22 protein-coding genes are annotated in these 21057 nt (G+C 50.5%); all 22 read left to right on the top strand.

From position 1 onward, the window contains the following. The first annotated feature begins 64 nt into the window (after positions 1–64). The 22 genes from flhA (at position 65) to rseP (ending at position 21051) form a co-directional block, all read left to right on the top strand. Positions 65–2098, top strand: a complete 2034-nt coding sequence (flhA, locus tag AC0YNV_RS09190) for a flagellar biosynthesis protein FlhA (protein WP_475767723.1) — start codon at positions 65–67, stop codon at positions 2096–2098. Continuing rightward, positions 2095–3444: a flagellar biosynthesis protein FlhF gene (flhF, locus tag AC0YNV_RS09185; RefSeq protein ID WP_475767721.1), complete on the top strand. Its 1350-nt coding sequence runs from the start codon at positions 2095–2097 to the stop codon at positions 3442–3444. Before flhA ends, flhF begins: the two co-directional genes overlap by 4 nt. Then, positions 3437–4309 (top strand): MinD/ParA family protein, encoded by an 873-nt coding sequence (locus AC0YNV_RS09180; RefSeq protein ID WP_475767719.1) that lies wholly within the window; start codon positions 3437–3439, stop codon positions 4307–4309. Before flhF ends, AC0YNV_RS09180 begins: the two co-directional genes overlap by 8 nt. A gap of 29 nt (positions 4310–4338) precedes the next feature. Then, complete coding sequence (locus AC0YNV_RS09175) at positions 4339–5604, top strand: protein-glutamate methylesterase/protein-glutamine glutaminase (RefSeq protein WP_475767717.1); 1266 nt, start codon at positions 4339–4341, stop codon at positions 5602–5604. Between the two features lie 49 nt (positions 5605–5653). Beyond that, the gene (locus AC0YNV_RS09170; protein WP_475767715.1) at positions 5654–7735 is read left to right on the top strand and encodes a chemotaxis protein CheW; all 2082 of its coding nucleotides are present in this window, start codon (positions 5654–5656) and stop codon (positions 7733–7735) included. Between the two features lie 69 nt (positions 7736–7804). Then, a complete protein-coding gene (locus AC0YNV_RS09165; RefSeq protein WP_475767714.1) occupies positions 7805–8266 on the top strand; it encodes a chemotaxis protein CheW in 462 nt (153 codons plus the stop codon). 37 nt (positions 8267–8303) lie between these two features. After that, the gene (locus AC0YNV_RS09160; protein WP_475767712.1) at positions 8304–8891 is read left to right on the top strand and encodes a chemotaxis protein CheC; all 588 of its coding nucleotides are present in this window, start codon (positions 8304–8306) and stop codon (positions 8889–8891) included. Continuing rightward, positions 8888–9382 carry a chemotaxis protein CheD gene (locus tag AC0YNV_RS09155; protein WP_475767710.1) on the top strand — a complete coding sequence of 165 codons (495 nt, stop codon included), beginning with the start codon at positions 8888–8890 and terminating at the stop codon, positions 9380–9382. Before AC0YNV_RS09160 ends, AC0YNV_RS09155 begins: the two co-directional genes overlap by 4 nt. 1 nt (position 9383) lies before the next feature. Continuing rightward, complete coding sequence (locus tag AC0YNV_RS09150) at positions 9384–9815, top strand: hypothetical protein (protein WP_475767708.1); 432 nt, start codon at positions 9384–9386, stop codon at positions 9813–9815. A gap of 4 nt (positions 9816–9819) precedes the next feature. Next, on the top strand, positions 9820–10605 hold the full coding sequence (locus AC0YNV_RS09145) for a FliA/WhiG family RNA polymerase sigma factor (RefSeq protein ID WP_475767706.1): 786 nt from the start codon (positions 9820–9822) through the stop codon (positions 10603–10605). An 18-nt stretch (positions 10606–10623) separates the two neighbouring features. Beyond that, positions 10624–12030: a DUF342 domain-containing protein gene (locus AC0YNV_RS09140; protein ID WP_210041157.1), complete on the top strand. Its 1407-nt coding sequence runs from the start codon at positions 10624–10626 to the stop codon at positions 12028–12030. Between the two features lie 58 nt (positions 12031–12088). Further along, positions 12089–12421, top strand: a complete 333-nt coding sequence (locus tag AC0YNV_RS09135) for a hypothetical protein (RefSeq protein WP_475767704.1) — start codon at positions 12089–12091, stop codon at positions 12419–12421. Between the two features lie 32 nt (positions 12422–12453). Continuing rightward, positions 12454–13035, top strand: a complete 582-nt coding sequence (locus AC0YNV_RS09130) for a hypothetical protein (RefSeq protein ID WP_475767702.1) — start codon at positions 12454–12456, stop codon at positions 13033–13035. Beyond that, positions 13028–13669, top strand: coding sequence for a hypothetical protein (locus AC0YNV_RS09125; RefSeq protein ID WP_475767700.1), 642 nt, complete (start codon positions 13028–13030; stop codon positions 13667–13669). The genes AC0YNV_RS09130 and AC0YNV_RS09125 overlap by 8 nt, the downstream gene beginning before the upstream one ends. A 232-nt stretch (positions 13670–13901) precedes the next feature. Further along, positions 13902–14600 (top strand): 30S ribosomal protein S2, encoded by a 699-nt coding sequence (gene rpsB, locus AC0YNV_RS09120; RefSeq protein WP_210041149.1) that lies wholly within the window; start codon positions 13902–13904, stop codon positions 14598–14600. Between the two features lie 127 nt (positions 14601–14727). Beyond that, positions 14728–15378, top strand: a complete 651-nt coding sequence (gene tsf, locus AC0YNV_RS09115; protein WP_475767698.1) for a translation elongation factor Ts — start codon at positions 14728–14730, stop codon at positions 15376–15378. A gap of 212 nt (positions 15379–15590) precedes the next feature. Continuing rightward, positions 15591–16319: a UMP kinase gene (gene pyrH / locus AC0YNV_RS09110; RefSeq protein ID WP_210041145.1), complete on the top strand. Its 729-nt coding sequence runs from the start codon at positions 15591–15593 to the stop codon at positions 16317–16319. Then, positions 16319–16873: a ribosome recycling factor gene (gene frr / locus AC0YNV_RS09105; RefSeq protein WP_475767696.1), complete on the top strand. Its 555-nt coding sequence runs from the start codon at positions 16319–16321 to the stop codon at positions 16871–16873. The genes pyrH and frr overlap by 1 nt, the downstream gene beginning before the upstream one ends. A gap of 86 nt (positions 16874–16959) precedes the next feature. Beyond that, positions 16960–17712 (top strand): isoprenyl transferase, encoded by a 753-nt coding sequence (locus AC0YNV_RS09100; protein WP_379112719.1) that lies wholly within the window; start codon positions 16960–16962, stop codon positions 17710–17712. A gap of 26 nt (positions 17713–17738) precedes the next feature. Then, a complete protein-coding gene (locus AC0YNV_RS09095) occupies positions 17739–18536 on the top strand; it encodes a phosphatidate cytidylyltransferase (protein ID WP_475767694.1) in 798 nt (265 codons plus the stop codon). A gap of 15 nt (positions 18537–18551) precedes the next feature. After that, on the top strand, positions 18552–19691 hold the full coding sequence (locus AC0YNV_RS09090; protein WP_475768400.1) for a 1-deoxy-D-xylulose-5-phosphate reductoisomerase: 1140 nt from the start codon (positions 18552–18554) through the stop codon (positions 19689–19691). Between the two features lie 79 nt (positions 19692–19770). After that, complete coding sequence (gene rseP, locus AC0YNV_RS09085) at positions 19771–21051, top strand: RIP metalloprotease RseP (protein WP_210041135.1); 1281 nt, start codon at positions 19771–19773, stop codon at positions 21049–21051. Positions 21052–21057 lie beyond the last annotated feature (6 nt).

The following is a 21057-nucleotide window of genomic DNA, read 5'->3' as shown; positions in this document are numbered from 1 at the left end:
AAAAGTTACAAAAAAGTCTGCTTTTGACGGACTTGAAGTATTTTCTAGTGGAGGAGGGAAAGTCATGAAGGCAAGGGACCTGACCATTTTAATCGGAATCATCTGCATCGTTCTCATGATGGTCATCCCGATACCCGTCGGACTGCTCGATGTATTATTAATCGTCAATATCTCCGCTGGGCTGGCAATTTTGCTCATATCCATGAACACGCAGGATGCGCTGCAGTTCTCCATCTTTCCCGCTTTGCTTTTGATTACAACTCTCTTTCGGCTGGCGCTCAATATTTCGACGACCCGTAATATTTTGCAGTACGGAGAAGCAGGTAAAGTCGTTCATACGTTCGGAAGCTGGGTGGCCGGCGGGGAAATCGCGATCGGCTTTGTCGTGTTCCTAATTCTCGTGGTTGTCCAGTTTATTGTTATTACCAAAGGCTCAGAGCGCGTTGCTGAAGTCGCGGCGCGGTTCACCCTCGATGCGATGCCGGGAAAACAAATGAGCATCGATGCGGATCTGAATTCCGGCCTCATTAATGAGCAGCAGGCCAGAGAACGCCGCCATAAGATTGAACGGGAAGCGGATTTCTACGGCTCCATGGACGGAGCCAGCAAATTCGTTAAGGGGGATGCGATCGCATCCATCATTATTCTCATTATCAACTTGCTGGGCGGCTTTATTATCGGGATGGCGATTCACGGCATGTCTTTCTCGGAGTCGCTTCATACCTTCTCGATCCTGACGATCGGTGACGGGCTTGTCAGTCAAATACCTGCACTGCTGATCTCCACGGCAACAGGCCTGATTGTTACGCGGGCGGCATCCGATGGGAATCTTGCTTCGGATCTCTCCGATCAATTGTTCCGTTATCCGAAGCTGCTCTATATTGTTGCGGGAACTATCTCGTTGCTTGGGATTTTCACACCAATTGGCCCTGTTGCGACCTTGCCTTTTGCCGCATTGCTGGCTTTTGCGGGCTACCGGATGCAGAAATCGCTCGTCAAACGGCAGGTTGAAGAAGATATGATGGTGGAAGAACAGCAAATTGAAGAGGTGCGAAGTCCAGAGAGTGTGATCAGCCTGCTGCAGGTTGACCCTATTGAGTTTGAGTTCGGTTACGGTCTGATTCCCCTTGCGGATACGCAGCAGGGCGGCGACTTGCTGGATCGTATCATCATGATACGCAGACAATGCGCTCTGGAGCTTGGGCTGGTGGTGCCGGTTATCCGGATCCGCGATAATATCCAGTTGAAGCCAAATGAATATGTGATCAAGATTAAAGGAAATACGGTCGCCAGAGGCGAGCTGCTGCTTAATCATTATTTAGCTATGAGCCCTGGATTCGATGACGAATCGATTGTTGGCATCGAGACGACGGAGCCGGCATTTGGCTTGCCGGCCATCTGGATCGATGAAGCGAACAGGGAACGGGCTGAGCTTACCGGATACACTGTCGTAGATCCGCCGTCCGTTGTGGCAACGCATTTGACGGAAATTATTAAACGGCATGCGCATGAACTGATTGGACGACAAGAAACAAAGGCGCTTGTGGACAATGTTAGGGAGGCTTATCCGGCGCTTGTCGATGAGCTTATCCCTTCCATATTGACGATAGGCGATATCCAGAAAGTATTGTCCAAGCTTCTTCGTGAGAAAATCTCAATTCGCGACATGGTTACCATATTTGAAACGATGGCCGATCATGGCACCTATACCAAGGATCCCGATATTTTGACCGAGTATGTCAGACAGTCATTGTCCCGCCAAATCACACAGCAGTTCTCGCAAAATGGTGATACGCTGCGCGTCATAACGGTCGGTCCTTCATTAGAGAAGAAAATCGCGGAATCGGTTCAAAGCTCCGAACAGGGAAGCTATCTGGCGATGGATCCAATGGCTACCCAAACGATCTATCAGAAGCTGAATGAGCAGGTAAGCAAGCTGATTCAATCCGGCTATCAGCCCATTGTTCTGGCATCGCCCACCATCCGGATGTATTTGCGGCAAATCGTGGAACGGACGATGCAGGACATTCCGGTACTCTCCTACAGCGAGCTTGAGCCCAGTGTTGAAGTCCAGAGCATCGGGGTGGTTAATCTATGAAGGTGAAACGCTATATAGTAAACGCCGTGCCCGATGCTCTACCCATGATCCGCAGCGAGCTTGGTGTCGATGCCGTCATCCTGGGGACAAAAGTCATCCGTGTTGGCGGCTTCCTCGGGATGTTCAGCAAGAAGAAGATGGAAGTAATCGCTGCTGTGGAAAGTGCAAGCAGCGCAAGGCCTGCACCTGCGGCCCGCCCGCAGCAGCCTGTAGAGCCCAGGCAGACGTCAGCTGCAGCCCATACAGCTTTGGGGACGATTGCGGCACTTGGCGCTCAGCAGACAACAAGCATGAATAACGCAGCTGCCCAATACGCGAATTCGATTCAGAAGCAGGCAGGCGCTTCGCCTGTATCCGTGCAGATCAAGCCCACACAGGCTTCCCGTGAGGCTGCTTTGAACCAGCTAATACCGAAGATCGAGCCTCCAGTGGAAAGAACCGCTGCGGTTTCCGCCAGGAAGATCTCCGATCGCGATTTGATGGATGAAATCATGGATATGAAGCAGTGGATTGTCAAAATGTCCAAGCAGCAGCAGCTGAAAACCTGGCCGGAGCCGCTGCAGGCGTTGTATGACCGACTGAACGGTCAGGAGGTTGAAGCAGCCTGGATTGATAAATGCCTGGATGCTGTTCAGGAGCAGCTGGAAGCACAGAATCTGACAGAACCCAGCCATCAGGCCGTATGGGCGGCGGCGGGCAGAACGCTGGGTCAGTGGCTGGATGATTTCGAAGGCTCCGGTATCAACAAGTCAACGAGAGTCGTCCATTTCGTAGGTCCAACCGGAGTAGGAAAAACCACTTCAATTGCCAAGCTTGCTGCGGAACAGACGTTGAAGGCTGGAAGGAAGGTTGGATTCATCACTTCCGATACGTATCGGATAGCCGCTGTCGATCAGCTTAGAACCTATGCGACCATTCTGAATGTGCCGCTCGAAGTGGTGTTCTCACCCTCCGAGGTAGCCCGGGCATTCACTCAGCTTCAGGATCGGGAGCTGGTGTTTATGGACACGGCAGGCAGGAATTTCCGCAATGAGCTTTACGTATCAGAAGTAAACAGCCTTCTTCAATCAAGCGAACATGCTGAATCCTATCTGGTGCTCAGTTTAACCGGCAAGTATAAGGATATGTCGGCAGTTGCAGAAAACTTTGCCAAATATGGCATACGAAGCGCCATTTTTACGAAACAGGATGAAACCAGCTCCTATGGAGCCATTCTGAATCTTGTCATGGAGCACGGTCTGAAACCGGCTTACATAGCTTACGGACAAACCGTTCCCGATGATATTGCCGCATTCCGCACCGAGAGATATATAGAACAGTTACTGGGGGCGGCAAGGGATGAATGACCAGGCGGAAGCGCTCCGTCACATGGTGCGCAGCCGGGAGCTGCAAAATCAAGGCAGGACAACCCGGGTCATAACGGTGACAAGCGGCAAAGGCGGTGTGGGGAAATCGAATTTCAGCCTGAATTTCTCCCTGGCCCTGCAGAAGCTGGGACTCAAGGTGTTGGTCTTCGATGCTGATATCGGGATGGCCAACATTGATGTATTGATGGGCATTTCCGCACCGTATAACCTGTACCATCTGCTCAAACAGCAAAAAACGATCTGGGACATGATAGAAGAAGGTCCTGGCGGCTTGCATTTTATTGCAGGAGGCTCGGGTTTCAAGGATTTGCTGGATTTGACGCCTGCGGAGCTGGACTATTTTGAGGAACAGATCGGCAAACTGCACGGCGAGTACGACGTCATTATTTTTGATACCGGAGCGGGGCTTTCCAGGGAAACCGTCAAGTTTATTGTCGCAGCCCAGGAAACCTTTGTTGTTACAACACCTGAGCCCACATCCATCACAGATGCCTATGCGCTGATCAAAATGGTGAAAGCGATGGATCATCAAATCGAATTCAAGCTTGTCGTGAACAGGGCCATGGATCATAAAGAAGGCAAGGCTGCTGCCGACAAAATAAGCATGGTCGCTGAACGGTTTCTGGATATAAAGCTCCCTATGCTCGGTATCGTTCTCGATGATCCGAATGTGACCAAAGCGGTCAAAAAACAGGTTCCGTTCTCCATTGCCTATCCGGGAAGCGACGCCACCAAATCCATTCTGGATATTGCGAATCGTTTCATGGCAGTCCCGGATGCTGGGGGTTCTGCCAACAATGGAGTCAAAGGATTTTTACACAAGATGTTCAGGCTGATGAAATAATCCTTTGATTACAGGGAGGAAAAACACCTATGAACGCTCATCGGGTACTCGTGGTAGATGATTCCGCATTCATGCGCAAAATTTTATGCGATATCATCGCCACTGATCCCAAGTTCGAGATTGTTGCCACCGCGGCTAACGGGCGGGAAGCGATTGAGTCTGTGGCACGATGGATGCCGGATGTCATCACGATGGATCTGGAAATGCCGGAGATGAACGGCCTGGAAGCCTTAAGACAAATCATGCGTATTTACAGGGCTCCGATCATCATGCTTTCCAGCATAAGTGACGATGGCGCCAGAGAAACGATCAAGGCGCTGCAGTACGGGGCTTTCGATTTCATCCGCAAACCATCTGGGCCATTGTCGCCTGATATTCATACCGTTGCAGAGCAGCTGCTGGAAAAAATGCGGATTGCCGTCATGACCAAACGTCAGGCCAACCCTGTGCAACCGGCACAAAAGCCGGCTGCGGCGGCAGCTAAGGCAATGGAAGATCTGCAGCAAGTGCTGAAACCGCGCAAACCGGCGAAACCGCCTGTTTCAAATAAAGAGGAAAATGCTTTGCCTGCTGCAAAAACAACGAAGAACGCGGAGGATAAGGAGGCTAAAAATAAGCTTCCTTATCCTCAGACGGATGAATCCTGTTCTCTGGAACCTTTTCAAGAAATGGAGCTTGAAGTACCACGCCTGAAAACGAAGCTTTCGCCTGCCAGCACGTTTCGCCATCTTATTGCAATCGGCACCTCAACAGGCGGCCCCCGTGCCCTGCACGAAGTTATTTCCGCCCTGCCGGGGGATTTGCCGGCGCCGGTGCTGGTTGTCCAGCATATGCCGCCTAAATTTACACGCTCGCTGGCCCAGCGGCTGGACACATTCAGTTCCGTCCACGTCAGGGAAGCGGAGCAGGATGAGCGGGTGTATGCCGGGGTGGTATACATTGCACCCGGAGGCTGCCATATGAAGCTGGCGAAGGATGCAGGCGGGTACTTCATCAAGCTTACCGAGGAGCCTCCGCAGGGCGGACACCGTCCTTCGGTGGATGTCATGTTTGAATCCTGCGCTGCTTTCCCCGAATTAAAACGCCATGCCGTCATTATGACAGGCATGGGGAGCGACGGTATGAAAGGGATGCGGGCTCTCAATGCAAGCGGTGGGGAAAGCGCCATTGCGGAAGCGGAGGAGACCTGCGTTGTTTACGGCATGCCCCGCTCAGCGGTGGAAGCGGGTGTTGCCAAGTCGATTGTTCCACTGCGGCAAATTGCTCCTGCGCTCATAGAAGCGGTCAGGAGATAGAAGCAACCATTATTCGCCTGGAAAATATTTCAACAGGAGGTGCCTTGAAATGGATATGAACGCCTATTTATCAATGTTTATTGATGAATCGAATGATCATCTGCAGTCGCTTAATGAAAACCTGCTAAAGCTGGAGGGCGATCCTGAGGACATCAGCATTGTCCAGGTCATTTTCCGTTCTGCCCACACGCTCAAAGGGATGTCGGCGACAATGGGATATGAAGATTTGGCATCGCTCACCCATGAGATGGAGAATGTTCTGGATTTGGTCCGCAACAGCAAGCTCAAAATGGACAGCTTTATATTTGACACGCTGTTTAAAGGTCTGGACGCTCTTGAGTCGATGGTTCAGGACATTATTGCCGGCGGAACAGGCAAGGCCGATGTTACGCCAATCGTGGCTGCGCTCAAAGCAATTGTCAAAGGGGAGTATCAGAAGGATCAGCCGTCCGGTTCTGCTGCACAATCGTCACCAAGCGGAGCTGGAGACAGTTCTGCGATGCTCGATGAATTCCAGTCCTCGATCCTGCTGCAGTCCATAGAAAGCGGACTCTCCGTATTTCACGTTGTGGTTACCATCCGTGAGGATTGCGTACTCAAAGCGGCAAGAGCCTACATGGTCTTCGACTTTCTGGAGCGAAACGGGGAAGTGGTCAAATCCTCTCCAAGCGTACAGGATATCGAGCAGGAAAAGTTTGATCGTTCGTTTACCGTATTCACGATCGCAAGTATTAGCGGCGACGAGCTGCAAAAGGGCATCGAATCCGTCTCTGAAATCGAGAGCGCGGCGGTTACAGCGCTTGATCGTGACACACTGATGCAGATCGGCGGAGCTGTTTTGCAGACGGCAGCAAGCATGCAAAGTACAGTTCAGGCACCTGCCCCCGCCGTTCAAGCAGCACCGCCTGCTGCTGACTCCTCTGCCGCTGCTGTCCGGCCCCAGACCCCGGCAGCTCCGGCACAAACGGCCCCGGGCAATGCATCCCGGACTATACGCGTTGATATCGAAAGATTGGATGCGCTGATGAATCTTTTCAGCGAGCTGCTTATCGACCGCGTCCGGCTGGAGCAGCTGGCCAGCGAGATCCGGCGCAACGATCTAAATGAAACAGTCGAGCATATGACCCGTGTCAGCGGGGATCTGCAGAATATTGTACTGAAGCTGCGGATGGTGCCTGTGGAGTCCGTTTTCAACCGGTTTCCAAGGATGGTGCGCGATCTTGCCAAATCATTGGATAAGAAAGTCGATCTCGTTATTTCCGGCGCGGACACGGAGCTTGACCGAACGGTCGTGGATGAGATAGGCGATCCGCTCGTTCATCTGCTTCGCAATTCGCTTGATCATGGAATCGAACCGGTTGCCGACCGCATCGCTGCAGGCAAGTCTGAGGTAGGCAGCGTCAATCTGCGGGCATTTCACAGCGGCAACCATGTTTTCATCGAAGTTGAGGAAGACGGACGCGGTATCAACCGCGAGAAAGTCAAGCAAACAGCAATCAAGAACGGAGTTATTACACCGGATGAAGCCAAGCGTCTGACGGATAACGAAGTCAATATGCTGATATTTGCGGCAGGCTTCAGCACAGCTGACAAGATCTCCGATATCTCCGGGCGGGGCGTTGGCCTGGACGTGGTAAAGTCCAAAATCGCAACGCTTGGCGGGCATGTAACCGTCGAATCGGAGCTTGGCAAGGGAACCAAGTTTTCGATCCAGCTTCCGCTTACCCTGTCGATTATCTCGGCTATGCTGATTAAATTAGGCAGCGAGAAGTATGCGATTCCGCTTTCTTCTATTGTAGAGACAGGCATTATCCGCAGAGAGCATATCCGTAAAATTCATGGCAACCGCATGATTGAATACCGCGGCGCGGTTATCCCGGTTATATCGCTTAGCCAGGTTATGGAGTCTACGACGTTCTTTGAGGATAAAGAGGATGAAACGGAAATTGTCGTCATCCGCAAAGGTGATAAAATGGGCGCCATTACGGTGGATGAGTTTATCGGCCAGAGCGAGATCGTATTGAAATCACTCGGCAAGTATTTGACCAACATCGAAGCTGTCTCGGGAGCGACGATACTCGGGGATGGTCAGGTAGCCCTGATTATCGATCCGAATGCGCTTATCAAGTAATTGCAAGGCTTGCTGTCTGCAGCAGGCCATCAAGATGAATCACAGATACTCTCGGGAGGGGATTTAAGCATGGGTGAGGAAATTAAAGTGATCGTCTTTGGACTTGCGTCGGAGGAATACGGTATTGAAGTTGAAAAAGTTCGTACCATTGAACGAATGATTCCAATTACCCGGGTTCCCAAAACACCTTCATTTATCAAGGGTGTCATTAATCTGCGCGGCGTTGTTCTTCCCGTCATTGATTTGCGTGGCCGGTTTGGTCTTGAGGAATCGGAAGCAACGGAAAGCTCCAGAATCGTCATCGTCGCTGTTGATGATCTGGAAGTGGGTTTTATTGTAGACACGGCAAATGACGTTATCGATATTGACACAGACAATATTGACACTCCTCCTGAAGTCGTTGGCGGCATTCAGGCCAAATATTTGCAGGGGGTTGCCAAGATTGGAGATAGCCGGCTGCTCATTATGCTGAATTTGTCCGAAGTGTTGAATAAAAAGGAAATCATTCAGCTTGAGCAGCTAGAGGATTAACCAGGTGAACCCGCTGCTGAAGCTAGAGGGCTTTAAAATGGATGTGTTAAAAGAAGTCGGAAATATCGGCGCCGGGAACGCCGCGACTGCTCTTTCGAGACTCCTGGACAAGCCAGTTGATATGAATGTACCTACTGTCAGCCTAATTCCTTTCGAGCAGGTCGCAGACAGAGTCGGAGGATTCGAACAGGTTGTCGTAGCCGTATTCCTCCGGGTAGAAGGAGACGCTCCAGGAAGCATGTTTTTTCTCATTAAAGAGGACTCTGCCAAAAAGCTGCTCGGGAACCTGCTGTCCATACCGGTAGAGGAGGATTCCGGCTACTCGGAAATGGAATTCTCCGCCTTGTCTGAGATCGGCAACATATTGGCTGGCTCTTATCTCTCCTCTCTTGCGGACTTCACGAAGCTTTCGATGACGCCAACTGTTCCGGCCATTACGGTCGATATGGCAGGTGCCATTATGAGCTATGGAATTACACAGTACGGGGAGATGGGCGATTCGGCACTTCTGATTGATACAACGTTTCTGGAGGGGCAAGAAGAGCTCGAAGGGCATTTCTTTCTCATACCGGATCCGGAGTCGTTTGACAAAATCTTCAGCTCCCTGGGAGTGCCGATCGAATGATACAGCAGAATGTAGTAAAAGTAGGCATGGCCGATCTGAATATCGTAAGCGATGGAAGCACGCTCAAAACATCCGGCCTTGGATCATGTGTGGGCCTGACCCTCTTTGACGAACGGGCGAAGATCGCCGGTATGGCGCATGTGATGCTGCCTTCTTCGGGTATTGCGCGTGAAGCTTCCTATAATATCGCGAAATACGCGGATACTGCGATTCCAGAGCTTATTGAGAAAATGAAGCAGGCTGGAGCCGTCTCTGCCAGACTAATCGCCAAGATGGCTGGCGGCGCTCAGATGTTCGCTTTTGCCTCGCAAAGCGATGCGATGCGGATTGGTCCGCGCAATGTAGAGTCATGCAAACTTGTATTGGCAAAACTATCCATCCCGATTCAATCGGAGGATACGGGCGGGAATTACGGAAGAACCATCGAGTTTGACGGCTTTAGCGGCGTTTTAAGCATCAGAAGCGTCCAGTTTGGTGTAAAGGAGATTTAACATGATTGGAACATGGCGCTGGAACGTTGGACTCGGCCTGTTCGGGGGCGTGCTTACGTTATTATTTTCGCTCGGCAGCAATGGGCTTGAAGTTACCGTTCTGCGGTCTGTTTATGCCTTTATCGCATTTTTTGCGCTGGCGTTTCTATTCCGTATATTATTAGCTGCCAGCTTACGGGGAAACACCCAGGAGGCCGGCGAGGAACCTGGCAAGTCCATGGATGAGAATAAAGGCAGCACCCTTGATGTGTCGACGCCGGATGAAACCGATCAGTTACATGATATGTTGAAAATGCAATTGGATGGGAACGTAAAGACGGATACGGTAGAGCAAGCGCCCTTTCAGCCTCTTACGCCTCCCAAGCTTGTATCAACACAAAACAAAGAGCCTGAAGAATTGGCAAAAGCCATTCGTCACCTGACAGGAGGGTGAAACGATGATTGAGCCGAAAGCGCCTCATTTGTCTAACATCGAGATTTGGCGGAAATGGAAAGAAGACGGAGACACTGAAGCAAAAAAAAGGCTGATTGAGTTTTATTTGACGCTGGTCGATTATGTCAGCAACCGGATGGCGATTGGCTTGCCCAAAAATGTATCCAAAGATGATCTGGCCAGCAATGGGGTAATGGGTCTTATTGATGCCATTGAGAAGTTTGACTACCGCCGGGGTCTGCAGTTCGAGACGTATGCTTCATGGAGAATCCGGGGAGCTATTATCGACGGGCTGCGCCAGGGAGACTGGGTGCCGCGCTCCGTGCGGGAAAAAGCGAAAAAGATCGAAGAGGCCTACCAGCTTCTGGAGCAAAAAGTGCTGCGTTCTGTTACAGATTCCGAGATAAGCAATTATCTGAACGTCAGCGAGAAGGAATTCGGGCACATGCTTCAGGAAATTGCAGTGACGACGGTTTGTTCACTGGAAGATCCGATAAGGGAGGAAGATTCGGAGACCCGGTTATCGCTGCTGGTTGATGAAAAAGCCAAAAATCCTGACCATAAGGTGCATGAGTTCTTTTTGAAGGAATCGCTGGTGCGCGGTATAGAGCGTCTGACCGAGAAAGAAAGAACCGTCGTTTCCTTATTTTATTATGAAGAGCTGTCGTTAAGTGAAATAGCTGAAGTCATGTCCTTGTCTCCGTCTCGAATTTCCCAACTGCATTCAAAAGCTATTTTACGGTTACGGGGGGCACTTGATAAACAGAAGGATCAATTGATGCAAAATTAGTTTGAAGGGGGATCAGCAGTGTCAATTTCCGAAACGCTCGAAGCTTACATTGTCGTCCAGTTGTCGCAGGACAAACTGACATCATTGTTGCAATTCAACGCAGCGGACGAGAAATTCGCCTGTACGCCGAACCAGCTTGAGGAATATATACGCAGCCACGGGATTTTTTACGGACTCAAAACCGAGGTGATTCAGCAGATAGCGCAGCAGCCAAGCCTTTTTTTCTATAAGCAAACAGTTATTGCACAAGGGCTGCCGGCCAAGAACGGGCAGGACGGGGCCATTCGTTTCATTCAGAACATGAAGGAAGAACAGCATAAGCCTACCGAGATTGAAGGCGGCAAGGTTGATTTTAAAGAAGTGAATCAGCTGAAAAATGTTCTTCGCGGGCAGCTCATCGCAGAGAAAATTCCTGCGACCGAGGGTCAAATGGGGAAAACCGTTACGGGAGAAGATCTGCCTTGTAAAAATGGCAAAGAGGCTTATTTTAAATTAGGTAAAAATGTTGTTGTCAATCCGGAGCAAACAGCGTTGTATGCAGCAATTGACGGTCTTATTACCATGACAGACAAGAACAAAATCAATGTGTTTCCCGTATATGAGGTGAACGGGGACATTGACTATAGGGTTGGCAATATCGATTTTGTCGGCACTGTTGTCGTAAGAGGCAATGTGCTGACGGGATTTCGTATAAAAGCTTCGGGAGATATCCGGGTCATCGGCGGTGTTGAAGGGGCCGAGCTGGAGTCGGATGGATCGATCGAAGTAACTGGCGGCATTTTGGCCAGCAATAAAGGATATGTGCGGGCAGGCAAGAATGTAAAAAGCTCCTTCATTCAAGACGGAAATGTTTCCGCTATGGAAGATGTTCTGGTAACCCAAAGCATCATGCACTCACATGTAAGAGCGGGACATAGCGTCGTATGCAGCGGGGCAAAAGGATTGATTGTAGGCGGTATGGTGCAGGCGGGAGAGCGTGTTGTCGCACGCACGATCGGCAATACAATGTCTACGGCAACCGCCATTGAGGTAGGGGTCAGACCTGAGCTGAGAAGCGAGCTGCTTGAACTGCGCCGCCAGGTTAAACAGCTGATGGATAATCTGGACAAGACCGATAAGGCACTGACGCTTCTTGATCAATTGGCGGCGGCCGGGCAGCTGCCTCAGGATAAGATGGGCATGCGCATCAAGCTTGGCGCAACCAAGCGCCAATCGAATGAAGAGATGTCCGGTTTTCGTGAACGGATTCTGGAAATCGAAAAATCGCTGGAGGACACGGACAACGCCAAGGTGGATGCGGTCAATATCATCTATGGCGGAACCAAAATTGTCATTGGACGTTACACGCGTTTCGTGAAGGAACCTATCGAGCGCGTATCGTTCCGCTATTCGGATGGAGATATCATTACAGCGCCTTATCACTAAAATCATAGCGGATATCTTCAAGTAAGCTTTGATCTGCTATGTGCAGGAGGGGAAGCGGATGACCTATCGGTCTATAGACTTGCAAGTATCCATTCCGCGGACACAAGAAAAGGGAAACCTTCAAAACCAATTGAATCAAAAGCCCGTAATCGATCAAACCCGGCTCGAAGGCGATTCGGTGAAACAGACGGAGCAGCTGCGGAGCAAAAACAGTGAGATCGAGCAGAGCGTGAAAATGAGTATCAAGGACCAGCCTCAGCAAGGGAATCACTCCAAGCGAAAGCGGCGCGGGAAAGCCGGGGATGGCTCGATTCAGGATGAAGCGGGTCATTCTGAAGAGGCTGCACACAATCATCCTTACAAAGGCAAACATATTGATATCTCGCTTTGACCGCATGAATCAGCGAATTGCAGGTGAAGGTAATGGAATCATGGCAAATCATCGTACTTCTGGGGGCGCTTGCTATTGTCGGAGGGGTAATGATACCCAGACGAAGCGGACAGGACAATCAATCACAGACTGTGCGGAATATGGAGACGGCGCTCGAGCAGTTCATGGAAAATATGGAAGCGGGCAACCGCGATCTTGCGAATCTCGTTACCAAAGCGCAGCAGGAAACAAGTCAGCAGTCATTGAGCCGTGATAACCGGATCAAGGAGCTGGAACAGCGATGCCTGGAGCTTGAGCACTCGCTTGCCGACCAGGCGAAGCTTCTGCTCGCTGCTGCGTCAGTCTCGGCAGCGCCTGCTGCCGCGGCTGAGACTGATCGTGGAGTGTCTGCCGTCCATTCCGGAGAAGGGCAGCCGGCGGTGCCTAAGTTTGTTGAGCCATTGGCTCCCGCCGAAATCAAACCAACGATACGCAGCCGTTATTTGGAGCTTTTTGAGCTGCATGACGGCGGAAAGTCAGTTGACTCGATTGCCAGAAAGCTCGCGATGAATAAAGGAGAAGTGCAGCTTATTCTCCAGTTATCCAAACAGGAGGAAGCCGCTCGTTATGAATAAAAGGCCATTTCTATTTGGACTCGGTGTTGGAATCATCATAGGGGCATTGCTGCTGCAGTTGATGATAATCGGAGAGAGGCAAGCCAGCGGTCTGGATTCGTTTCAAAAGGAAGACGCAGGCGAGAAGCAGTACACCCAGTCTGAGCTTGACGAACAGCTTGATTTGGAGCGGGAGAAGCTGCAAGCCCAGCAAGGCAGCAGCGGCTCCGTCGGGCAGAAGGAACAGAACGGACCCTCAGCAGGGGATGATAACGAGCTGCAATCTGTGGAGGCCGCCAATTCCGCCATCGAAGGAAACAGCCAGCAGGAACATCAGACTCCAACCGGGCAGGAGACGGCCGGTGGCAGGCCTGCGGAGGGTAACGGATCGGCAGATCCGGGAACAGTGGAGGATAAGCGAATCATCATTCGCATTCCCCCGAATACCAGCCTTACGGAGGCAGCTGAGCTGCTGGGCAAGAACAATATCATTACAGATAAGACCACATTCATAGACCTGATGCGTAATCTTAAAGTGCGTGCAGGCTATTTTCTATTTACAGGCAGCCCTTCTGTCCAGGAGGTAAAAAAGATAATTACCGGCAAGCCGATGCCCCCCGAGGAAGCTGAAGCGGAACTGGCTAATAAGGCATAAGCCGGAAGGTTTTGCTCTTTTTTTATTGTCCGATGGAATTCAATAATGACGCCTTGAGATTCAAGGGAAACGATGTTGCACGTGGACATGCAGATATGGTATATTAATTGACGGTGTTAAAAACACACGCAAATTAATTTCGTTAACGGTGCTTCGGCTCGGTCGAAGTTTTAACGGAAAATGATATTTGCGGAGGAAACCAAAAAAACCATTTAACAGGAGGTGTTGAAGAATGGCGGTTATATCCATGAAGCAGCTGCTTGAAGCTGGGGTGCACTTCGGTCATCAGACTCGTCGCTGGAACCCAAAGATGGATCGTTATATCTTCACGGAACGGAACGGAATCTACATCATTGACTTGCAAAAAACAGTCAAGAAAGTCGAAGAAGCCTACAACTTCGTACGCTCGGTAGCGGAAGAAGGCGGCACAATGCTCTTCGTCGGCACGAAAAAACAGGCACAGGATTCGGTTAAAGAAGAAGCTGAGCGTTGCGGCAACTTCTACATCAACCAACGTTGGCTCGGCGGAACGCTGACTAACTTCCAAACCATCCAAAAACGTATTGAACGTCTGCGCACGCTTGAGAAATGGGAAGAGGACGGCACATTCAACGTGCTGCCGAAAAAAGAAGTTATCATTCTCCGCAAAGAGAAAGATCGCCTCGAGAAATTCCTGGGCGGCATCAAAGGCATGAGAAGCCTGCCAAGCGCACTTTTCATCATTGATCCCCGTAAAGAACGTATCGCAGTTGCTGAAGCCCGCAAACTGGGTATCCCGATTGTCGGTATCGTAGACACCAATTGTGATCCGGACGAAATCGATTATGTCATTCCAGGCAACGATGACGCGATCCGCGCAGTTAAACTGCTTACGGCTAAAATGGCAGATGCCATCGTCGAAGCAAACCAAGGTGAACAAACGACGGCTTAGTCCTCGTTTAATAGAGTCAGCATGAAAAAGGGTGGTCAGACGGTGTAAAACCTCTCACCGCCCTTTTTTTAGGAACAACAAGCAAATCAGTAGGCAAACATTCAAGAATTATAGGAGGTTTATCAAGATGGCGGTTAATGCTAGTGCAGTTAAGGAACTACGTGAGAAAACAGGAGCAGGGATGCTCGATTGCAAGAAGGCTCTCGAAGAAGCAAACGGTGATATCTCAAAAGCTATTGATCTTCTCAGAGAGAAAGGCCTCTCCGCAGCGGCGAACAAAGCTGGCCGTATTGCTACAGAAGGCGTTGTTGAATCCTATATTCATGCCGGAGGCCGAATTGGCGTATTGGTAGAAATCAACTGCGAAACCGACTTTGTTGGAAAAACGGATCAGTTCCGCGAATTTGCCCGTGATATCGCCATGCAAATTGCAGCGGCTAACCCTAAGTTCGTCAGCCGCGAGGAAGTCTCGCAGGAAGAACTGGATAAAGAGCGTGAGATTTTGAAAGCCCAGGCGCTGAACGAAGGCAAACCTGCCAATATCGTTGAGAAAATGGTCGATGGCCGCATCGGCAAATACTATGAAGAGTTCTGTTTGCTGGAACAGCCGTTCATCAAAGATCCTGACAAAACAATTTCGGCCCTGCTGAACGAGAAAATCAGCACGATCGGTGAAAACATTACAATCCGCCGCTTTGTTCGTTATGAGCTGGGTGAAGGCTTGGAGAAAAAAGAAGATAACTTCGTAGCTGAAGTTATGTCGCAAGTAAAAAGATAAATCCGAACGTGCCAGGATGGGGCGGGGCGTCCGCCCCGCCTATTCGTTTGAAGACGCATCATTGCCTCGCATTGAAGAAACTTTCAAATAGGTTTATACATGGGTTCAAGTTCCGTTTATCGCCCTGAAGCAGCTCCCGATAGCAGCAATGGATATTCACCGAATAAAAGTATACGGCCTTGAAACAAGGTCAAAGATGGAGGTATACCACGTTGCAAAGTCCCGTGTACAAACGTATTGTATTAAAAGTAAGCGGCGAATCGCTTTCGGGTAATAATGGATACGGAATCGATGCTGCAGTGATTGCATCTATAGCCGAGCAAGTTAAGGAAGTTGTAGAATTAAAGGTTGAAGTGGCGATAGTCGTTGGCGGTGGGAACATTTGGCGGGGGATTGCAGGTACTGCCAAAGGAATTGACCGGGCGACCGCCGATTATATGGGAATGTTAGCTACGGTAATGAACTCGCTGGCGCTTCAGGATGCTCTGGAGCAGATGGAAGTGCCTACACGGGTACAGACTTCGATCGCCATGCAGCAAATTGCCGAGCCTTATATACGCCGCAGGGCGATTCGCCATCTGGAGAAAGGCCGGGTCGTCATCTTTGCCGCAGGTACAGGTAACCCGTTCTTCTCAACAGATACAACGGCTGCTCTTCGTGCAGCCGAAATCGAAGCAGAGGTCATTCTGATGGCCAAAAATAAAGTGGATGGCGTCTATTCCGCAGATCCTTTCAAGGATCCGACGGCGGAAAAATTCGATACGTTGACATACCTGGATGTACTAAACCGCAATCTCGGCGTTATGGATTCTACCTCAACTTCACTTTGTATGGACAATAATATCCCGCTTGTGGTATTCGCTATTACCAAACAGGGGAATATTAAGCGGGTTGTGCTGGGAGAGAAAATCGGAACCATCGTGAAAGGAAGTGTCGATTAATGCCTCAAACGATAAAGAAAAACGCTGAAGAGCGGATGGATAAAGCGATAGGCGCATTGAAACGCGATCTCTCAACGCTTCGTGCAGGCCGCGCTACTCCAGCCCTGCTGGATCGCGTTCAGGTTGAATATTACGGAACCATGACCCCGGTAGCCCAATTGGCTAATATTAATACTCCGGATTCGCGGACGCTGATCATTCAGCCATGGGACAAAACGTCATTGGGTGCCATTGAGAAGGCTATTTTGAAGTCGGATCTCGGACTTACACCTTCCAATGACGGCAGCACTATTCGCATCGGTATACCGATGCTGACCGAAGAGCGCCGTACGGAACTGGTCAAAATGACCAAGCGTTTTGGTGAGGAAGCCAAGGTTGCCATCCGAAACGTCCGCCGCGATGCGAACGACGATATCAAGAAGCTCGAAAAAACCGATATTTCCGAAGATGAATCACGCCGCCATCAAGAAGATGTTCAGAAGGCGACGGACAAATTTATCGCTGAAGTCGACAAGGTGCTCGTTTCCAAAGAAAAAGAAATTATGGAAGTATAATGCAAGCTCACCGGCCCCTCCGACAGGTGGGGTTTATTGCATAAATTTGACGTTAGCGGTGGGAGGACGAACATGTGTTTCAGCGACTGAGAGCCCTATTCGGTAAAGCGCCGGCGACACCGTTGCAGACGCTTGATACAGACAACATACCGCAGCATATTGCAATCATTATGGACGGCAACGGCAGATGGGCCAAGAGCAGGGGATTGCCCAGGATGGCAGGCCATCATTCCGGAATGAAGACGGTGAAGCGGATTACAATGGCTGCTGACCGGCTTGGCGTGAAGTATTTGACCTTATATGCTTTTTCCACTGAAAACTGGAAGCGGCCCAAAGCGGAAGTGGAATTTTTGATGAAGCTTCCACAGGAGTTTCTGGCTATTGAATTGAAAGAGCTTATGGAAAAAAATGTGCAGGTACGTATGATGGGCTATAAGCAGGCACTTCCTTCACATACACTTGAGGCTGTAGAAGAGGCTATTCGTCAAACGGCTGATAATACCGGACTCGTTCTTAATTTTGCTTTGAATTATGGCAGCCGCAAAGAAATGATTGAAGCCGTCAGACAAATCGGAGAAGACGTGCAAGCCGGGCGTCTGAATCCGGAGGACATTGAAGAATCCCATATGACGGAGCATCTTCTCTCAGCCGGTGTCCCTGATCCCGACCTGCTTATTCGGACCAGCGGTGAACTCAGACTGAGCAACTTTATGCTTTGGCAGCTTGCTTACAGCGAGATGTGGTTTACAGATGTTTATTGGCCTGAATTTACAGACGAGCATTTTTACGATGCCGTTCGCGAATATCAACGTCGAGCGCGTCGATACGGCGGAGTGTAAACGGCTGTACGGGAGTGTGCCTAATCTTGAAACAACGTATCGTAACTGGCGTCATTGGTGGCGCCATATTTATTATTCTGACCGTACTTGGCGGCTGGTTTTTCTATGGGCTGCTGCTGCTGCTCGCATTGATCGGATATGCGGAATTCACGAAAATGAACGGCCTAGCATGGCACCATCCGGCGTCTCTGATTGGATTTGCAGGTATGCTGTTTCTGCTCATTCCCTGGGAAGAGCTTGGAACCGTTCCTCCGCAAACTCTACATATGTTGTGGCTCCTTATGTTTCTGGCACTGGCCGTTACGGTACTTACGAAAAACAAAATGACGATTGACAGCGCGGCTTTGCTGCTGCTCGGAGCTCTTTATGTCGGTTTCGGATTTGAGTCCATGTATGAAGTGCGAAGCGGTGAAGCTTATGGATTGCTGACGACCTGTCTTGCATTCGGAACGATCTGGGCATCCGATATTGGTGCTTATTTTATCGGCAAAGCGATAGGCAGACATAAGCTGTGGCCGGCTATCAGCCCCAATAAGACCATTGAAGGTTCACTTGGGGGCGTAGCGCTGTCCCTGGTTGTCGCCGCTGTGTTTGCGCTGGCAGCCCCGGATGCCGTTGGCATGGGACAGGCGCTGCTGATCGGACTTGTCGCCGCCGTGGCAGGTCAATTGGGCGATCTCATTCAGTCGGCCTATAAACGGGTTCGCGGCATCAAGGATACAGGATCCATTCTTCCCGGTCATGGCGGTGTTCTCGACCGCTGCGACAGCTGGATAGCAGTGTTTCCGCTTCTGGTGCTGACCGGGCTGCTGCCGTTAGCTTAGAAGGACAGGTGAATGATGAAAAAACTTACGATTCTGGGTTCAACGGGCTCCATTGGCACGCAAACGCTTGATGTGGTCAGCCGCGAGCCTGAGGCTTATGAGGTAATCGGATTAGCGGCCGGAGGCAATATCGGAATGCTGATCGAGCAGGCCAAGCGATTTCGGCCGCGTACAGTATGTTTGTCAACAAAAGCGCTTGCGGAAGAAGCTAAGCTTCATCTGCCATCCGGCATGAAGATTGTTTATGGTGAGGAAGGGCTTATCGAGATTGCTGGTGCTCCCGAAGCCGACATGGTCGTGACTGCCATTATGGGAAGCCGGGGTTTGAATGCGACGCTTGCGGCAATTTCAGCCGGCAAAGACATCGGTCTTGCAAACAAAGAGACGCTGGTGACGGCAGGGCATATTGTAATGAAGCGAGCTTCCGAGAAGGGGGTTGCCATTCTTCCGATCGACAGCGAGCACTCGGCTATTTTTCAATGCTTGAACGGAGAAGCTCGATCAGCGGTAAAGGGAATCACGTTAACCGCTTCAGGAGGTTCATTTCGCGAACGCACTAGGCAGCAGCTTGAAGGCGTAACGGTTGAGGAGGCGCTTAACCATCCCAATTGGGCGATGGGAGCGAAAATCACGATCGATTCGGCGACCATGGTGAATAAGGGGCTTGAAGTGATTGAAGCCCATTGGTTGTTTGATTTGGATTATGAGCAGATCGGCGTTCTGATTCATCCGGAAAGCATCATACATTCCTATGTAGAGTATGTGGACAACAGTATCATCGCCCAGCTTGGCATGCCGGATATGCGCGTACCTATCCAATATGCGCTCACATATCCGCAGCGCCGCCCTATACAGACAGAAGCTCTTGATCTTCGGAAGGTAGGCGCGCTGCATTTTCGGGAGATGGATTTTGCAAGATATCCCTGCCTGAGAATGGCCTATGAGTGCGGCCGGGCGGGGCTATCTGCTCCTACGGTATTTAATGCGGCCAACGAAACGGCGGTTGCCCGGTTCCTCGAGGGTGCGATCACGTTTTTGGATATTGAACGCGTTATCGAACAGGTGCTTGAACGCCACACGGTTCTGGAAGTGCCGGATGTGGAGGCGATTGCCGAGGTGGATGCTTGGGCCCGAATGGAAGCTGCATCGATCTAACGTTTAGTTCTCTTGTAACGGACGTGAGAATAATGATAATCTTAGTACAGGCCGTTACGGACAGGAGGCTAGAGCAGCGATGCATATGATTCAGATCGTCTTTATGACGGTATTGGTTTTCTTCGTGATCGTGACCATCCATGAATGGGGTCATTTCTATTTTGCGAAGCGGGCCGGAATTTTGGTGAGAGAATTTGCCATCGGGTTCGGACCGAAGCTGTTCTCGATAAAACGCGGTGAAACCAGGTATACTCTGCGCTTGGTGCCTGCAGGTGGATTTGTGCGGATGGCGGGCGAGGACCCGGAATTGGTGGAAGTCCAGCCAGGTCAGACCGTTGCGGTCAGATTGGTTGACAATGTCGTGACGAGATTGTATCTGGACCGTCTTGACGAGCGTTCCAACGTTATACGCGGCGAGGTCGAAGCCATTGATATTGAACGAAAGCTTAAGCTGACGCTGCTCTCTGACGGCGAGTCGGAGACGTTCGCTATCGATCCTCAGGCACAGATGATTTCCAAGAACCGGGAAACACAGATCGCTCCGGTTGACCGTCAATTCGGCAGCAAGACAGTCGGACAGAGGGCGATTGCGATCTTTGCCGGGCCGATGATGAATTTTATTTTGGCCTTCGTGCTGTTTGGGCTTTATTTTCAAATGGCCGGAGTGCCCGTGGATAATCCTGATCGTCTGCTTATTGGCGATGTTAGTAAAGGCATGCCCGCAGAGAAGGCTGATTTGAAGTCAGGGGATGTCATTGTTTCCATCAATGGACAGAAGATCGGCATTGATTATGATAAAATGATCAAGCTTATCAGCGAGTCCCCAAACAAGCCGATTACTCTGGATATCATTCGCGATGGAAAGCCGATTGAATTCAAACTCACACCCGCGCCCGATCCTGCTTCAGGGGACGGCAAGGTAGGAATTACAGCCGCTTACCCGACGCGGGCTGCAGGATTCGGAGAAACCTTCACTCTGGCGGGAAAAGCCATGAAGTCGATGACAATCAGCATTTTTCAAGGATTCAAGAAATTGATTTTTGGCGAGTTCAAGCTTGATGATTTAGGCGGACCTGTTCGTACTGCGCAGGTAACCAGTCAAATCGCCGAGCAGGGGATAGCGGAACTGACCTCATGGGCGGCGCTTCTCAGCCTGTACCTGGGGATATTTAATCTTTTGCCGGTGCCGGCGCTGGATGGAAGCCGTTTAATCTTCCTGGGTCTTGAGGCTGTCCGGGGAAGGCCGGTTGATCCAAACCGGGAAAGCATGGTGCATTTCATCGGCTTTGCAATGCTGATGCTGCTTATGCTTGCCGTCACCTATAATGACATTTTGCGATTGGTACGAGGGGAGCACTGAGTCCGG

The organism is Paenibacillus sp. JT31N11 (assembly GCF_056269285.1).
Note: the sequence above shows the minus strand (reverse complement) of the source record. Positions and strands in the feature narration are given on the sequence as shown.

Excerpts from the sequence above, each read along its gene's own strand:
- AC0YNV_RS09135 (WP_475767704.1), top strand. The coding sequence starts at position 12,089 with ATGACCTATCGGTCTATAGACTTGCAAGTATCCATTCCGCGGACACAA.
- AC0YNV_RS09180 (WP_475767719.1), top strand. The coding sequence starts at position 3,437 with ATGAATGACCAGGCGGAAGCGCTCCGTCACATGGTGCGCAGCCGGGAG.
- tsf (WP_475767698.1), top strand. The coding sequence starts at position 14,728 with ATGGCGGTTAATGCTAGTGCAGTTAAGGAACTACGTGAGAAAACAGGA.
- AC0YNV_RS09130 (WP_475767702.1), top strand. The coding sequence starts at position 12,454 with ATGGAATCATGGCAAATCATCGTACTTCTGGGGGCGCTTGCTATTGTC.
- AC0YNV_RS09175 (WP_475767717.1), top strand. The coding sequence starts at position 4,339 with ATGAACGCTCATCGGGTACTCGTGGTAGATGATTCCGCATTCATGCGC.
- AC0YNV_RS09150 (WP_475767708.1), top strand. The coding sequence starts at position 9,384 with ATGATTGGAACATGGCGCTGGAACGTTGGACTCGGCCTGTTCGGGGGC.
- AC0YNV_RS09165 (WP_475767714.1), top strand. The coding sequence starts at position 7,805 with ATGGGTGAGGAAATTAAAGTGATCGTCTTTGGACTTGCGTCGGAGGAA.
- AC0YNV_RS09125 (WP_475767700.1), top strand. The coding sequence starts at position 13,028 with ATGAATAAAAGGCCATTTCTATTTGGACTCGGTGTTGGAATCATCATA.
- rpsB (WP_210041149.1), top strand. The coding sequence starts at position 13,902 with ATGGCGGTTATATCCATGAAGCAGCTGCTTGAAGCTGGGGTGCACTTC.
- flhA (WP_475767723.1), top strand. The coding sequence starts at position 65 with ATGAAGGCAAGGGACCTGACCATTTTAATCGGAATCATCTGCATCGTT.
- AC0YNV_RS09090 (WP_475768400.1), top strand. The coding sequence starts at position 18,552 with ATGAAAAAACTTACGATTCTGGGTTCAACGGGCTCCATTGGCACGCAA.
- AC0YNV_RS09145 (WP_475767706.1), top strand. The coding sequence starts at position 9,820 with ATGATTGAGCCGAAAGCGCCTCATTTGTCTAACATCGAGATTTGGCGG.
- flhF (WP_475767721.1), top strand. The coding sequence starts at position 2,095 with ATGAAGGTGAAACGCTATATAGTAAACGCCGTGCCCGATGCTCTACCC.
- AC0YNV_RS09170 (WP_475767715.1), top strand. The coding sequence starts at position 5,654 with ATGGATATGAACGCCTATTTATCAATGTTTATTGATGAATCGAATGAT.
- frr (WP_475767696.1), top strand. The coding sequence starts at position 16,319 with ATGCCTCAAACGATAAAGAAAAACGCTGAAGAGCGGATGGATAAAGCG.
- AC0YNV_RS09155 (WP_475767710.1), top strand. The coding sequence starts at position 8,888 with ATGATACAGCAGAATGTAGTAAAAGTAGGCATGGCCGATCTGAATATC.
- AC0YNV_RS09160 (WP_475767712.1), top strand. The coding sequence starts at position 8,304 with ATGGATGTGTTAAAAGAAGTCGGAAATATCGGCGCCGGGAACGCCGCG.
- rseP (WP_210041135.1), top strand. The coding sequence starts at position 19,771 with ATGCATATGATTCAGATCGTCTTTATGACGGTATTGGTTTTCTTCGTG.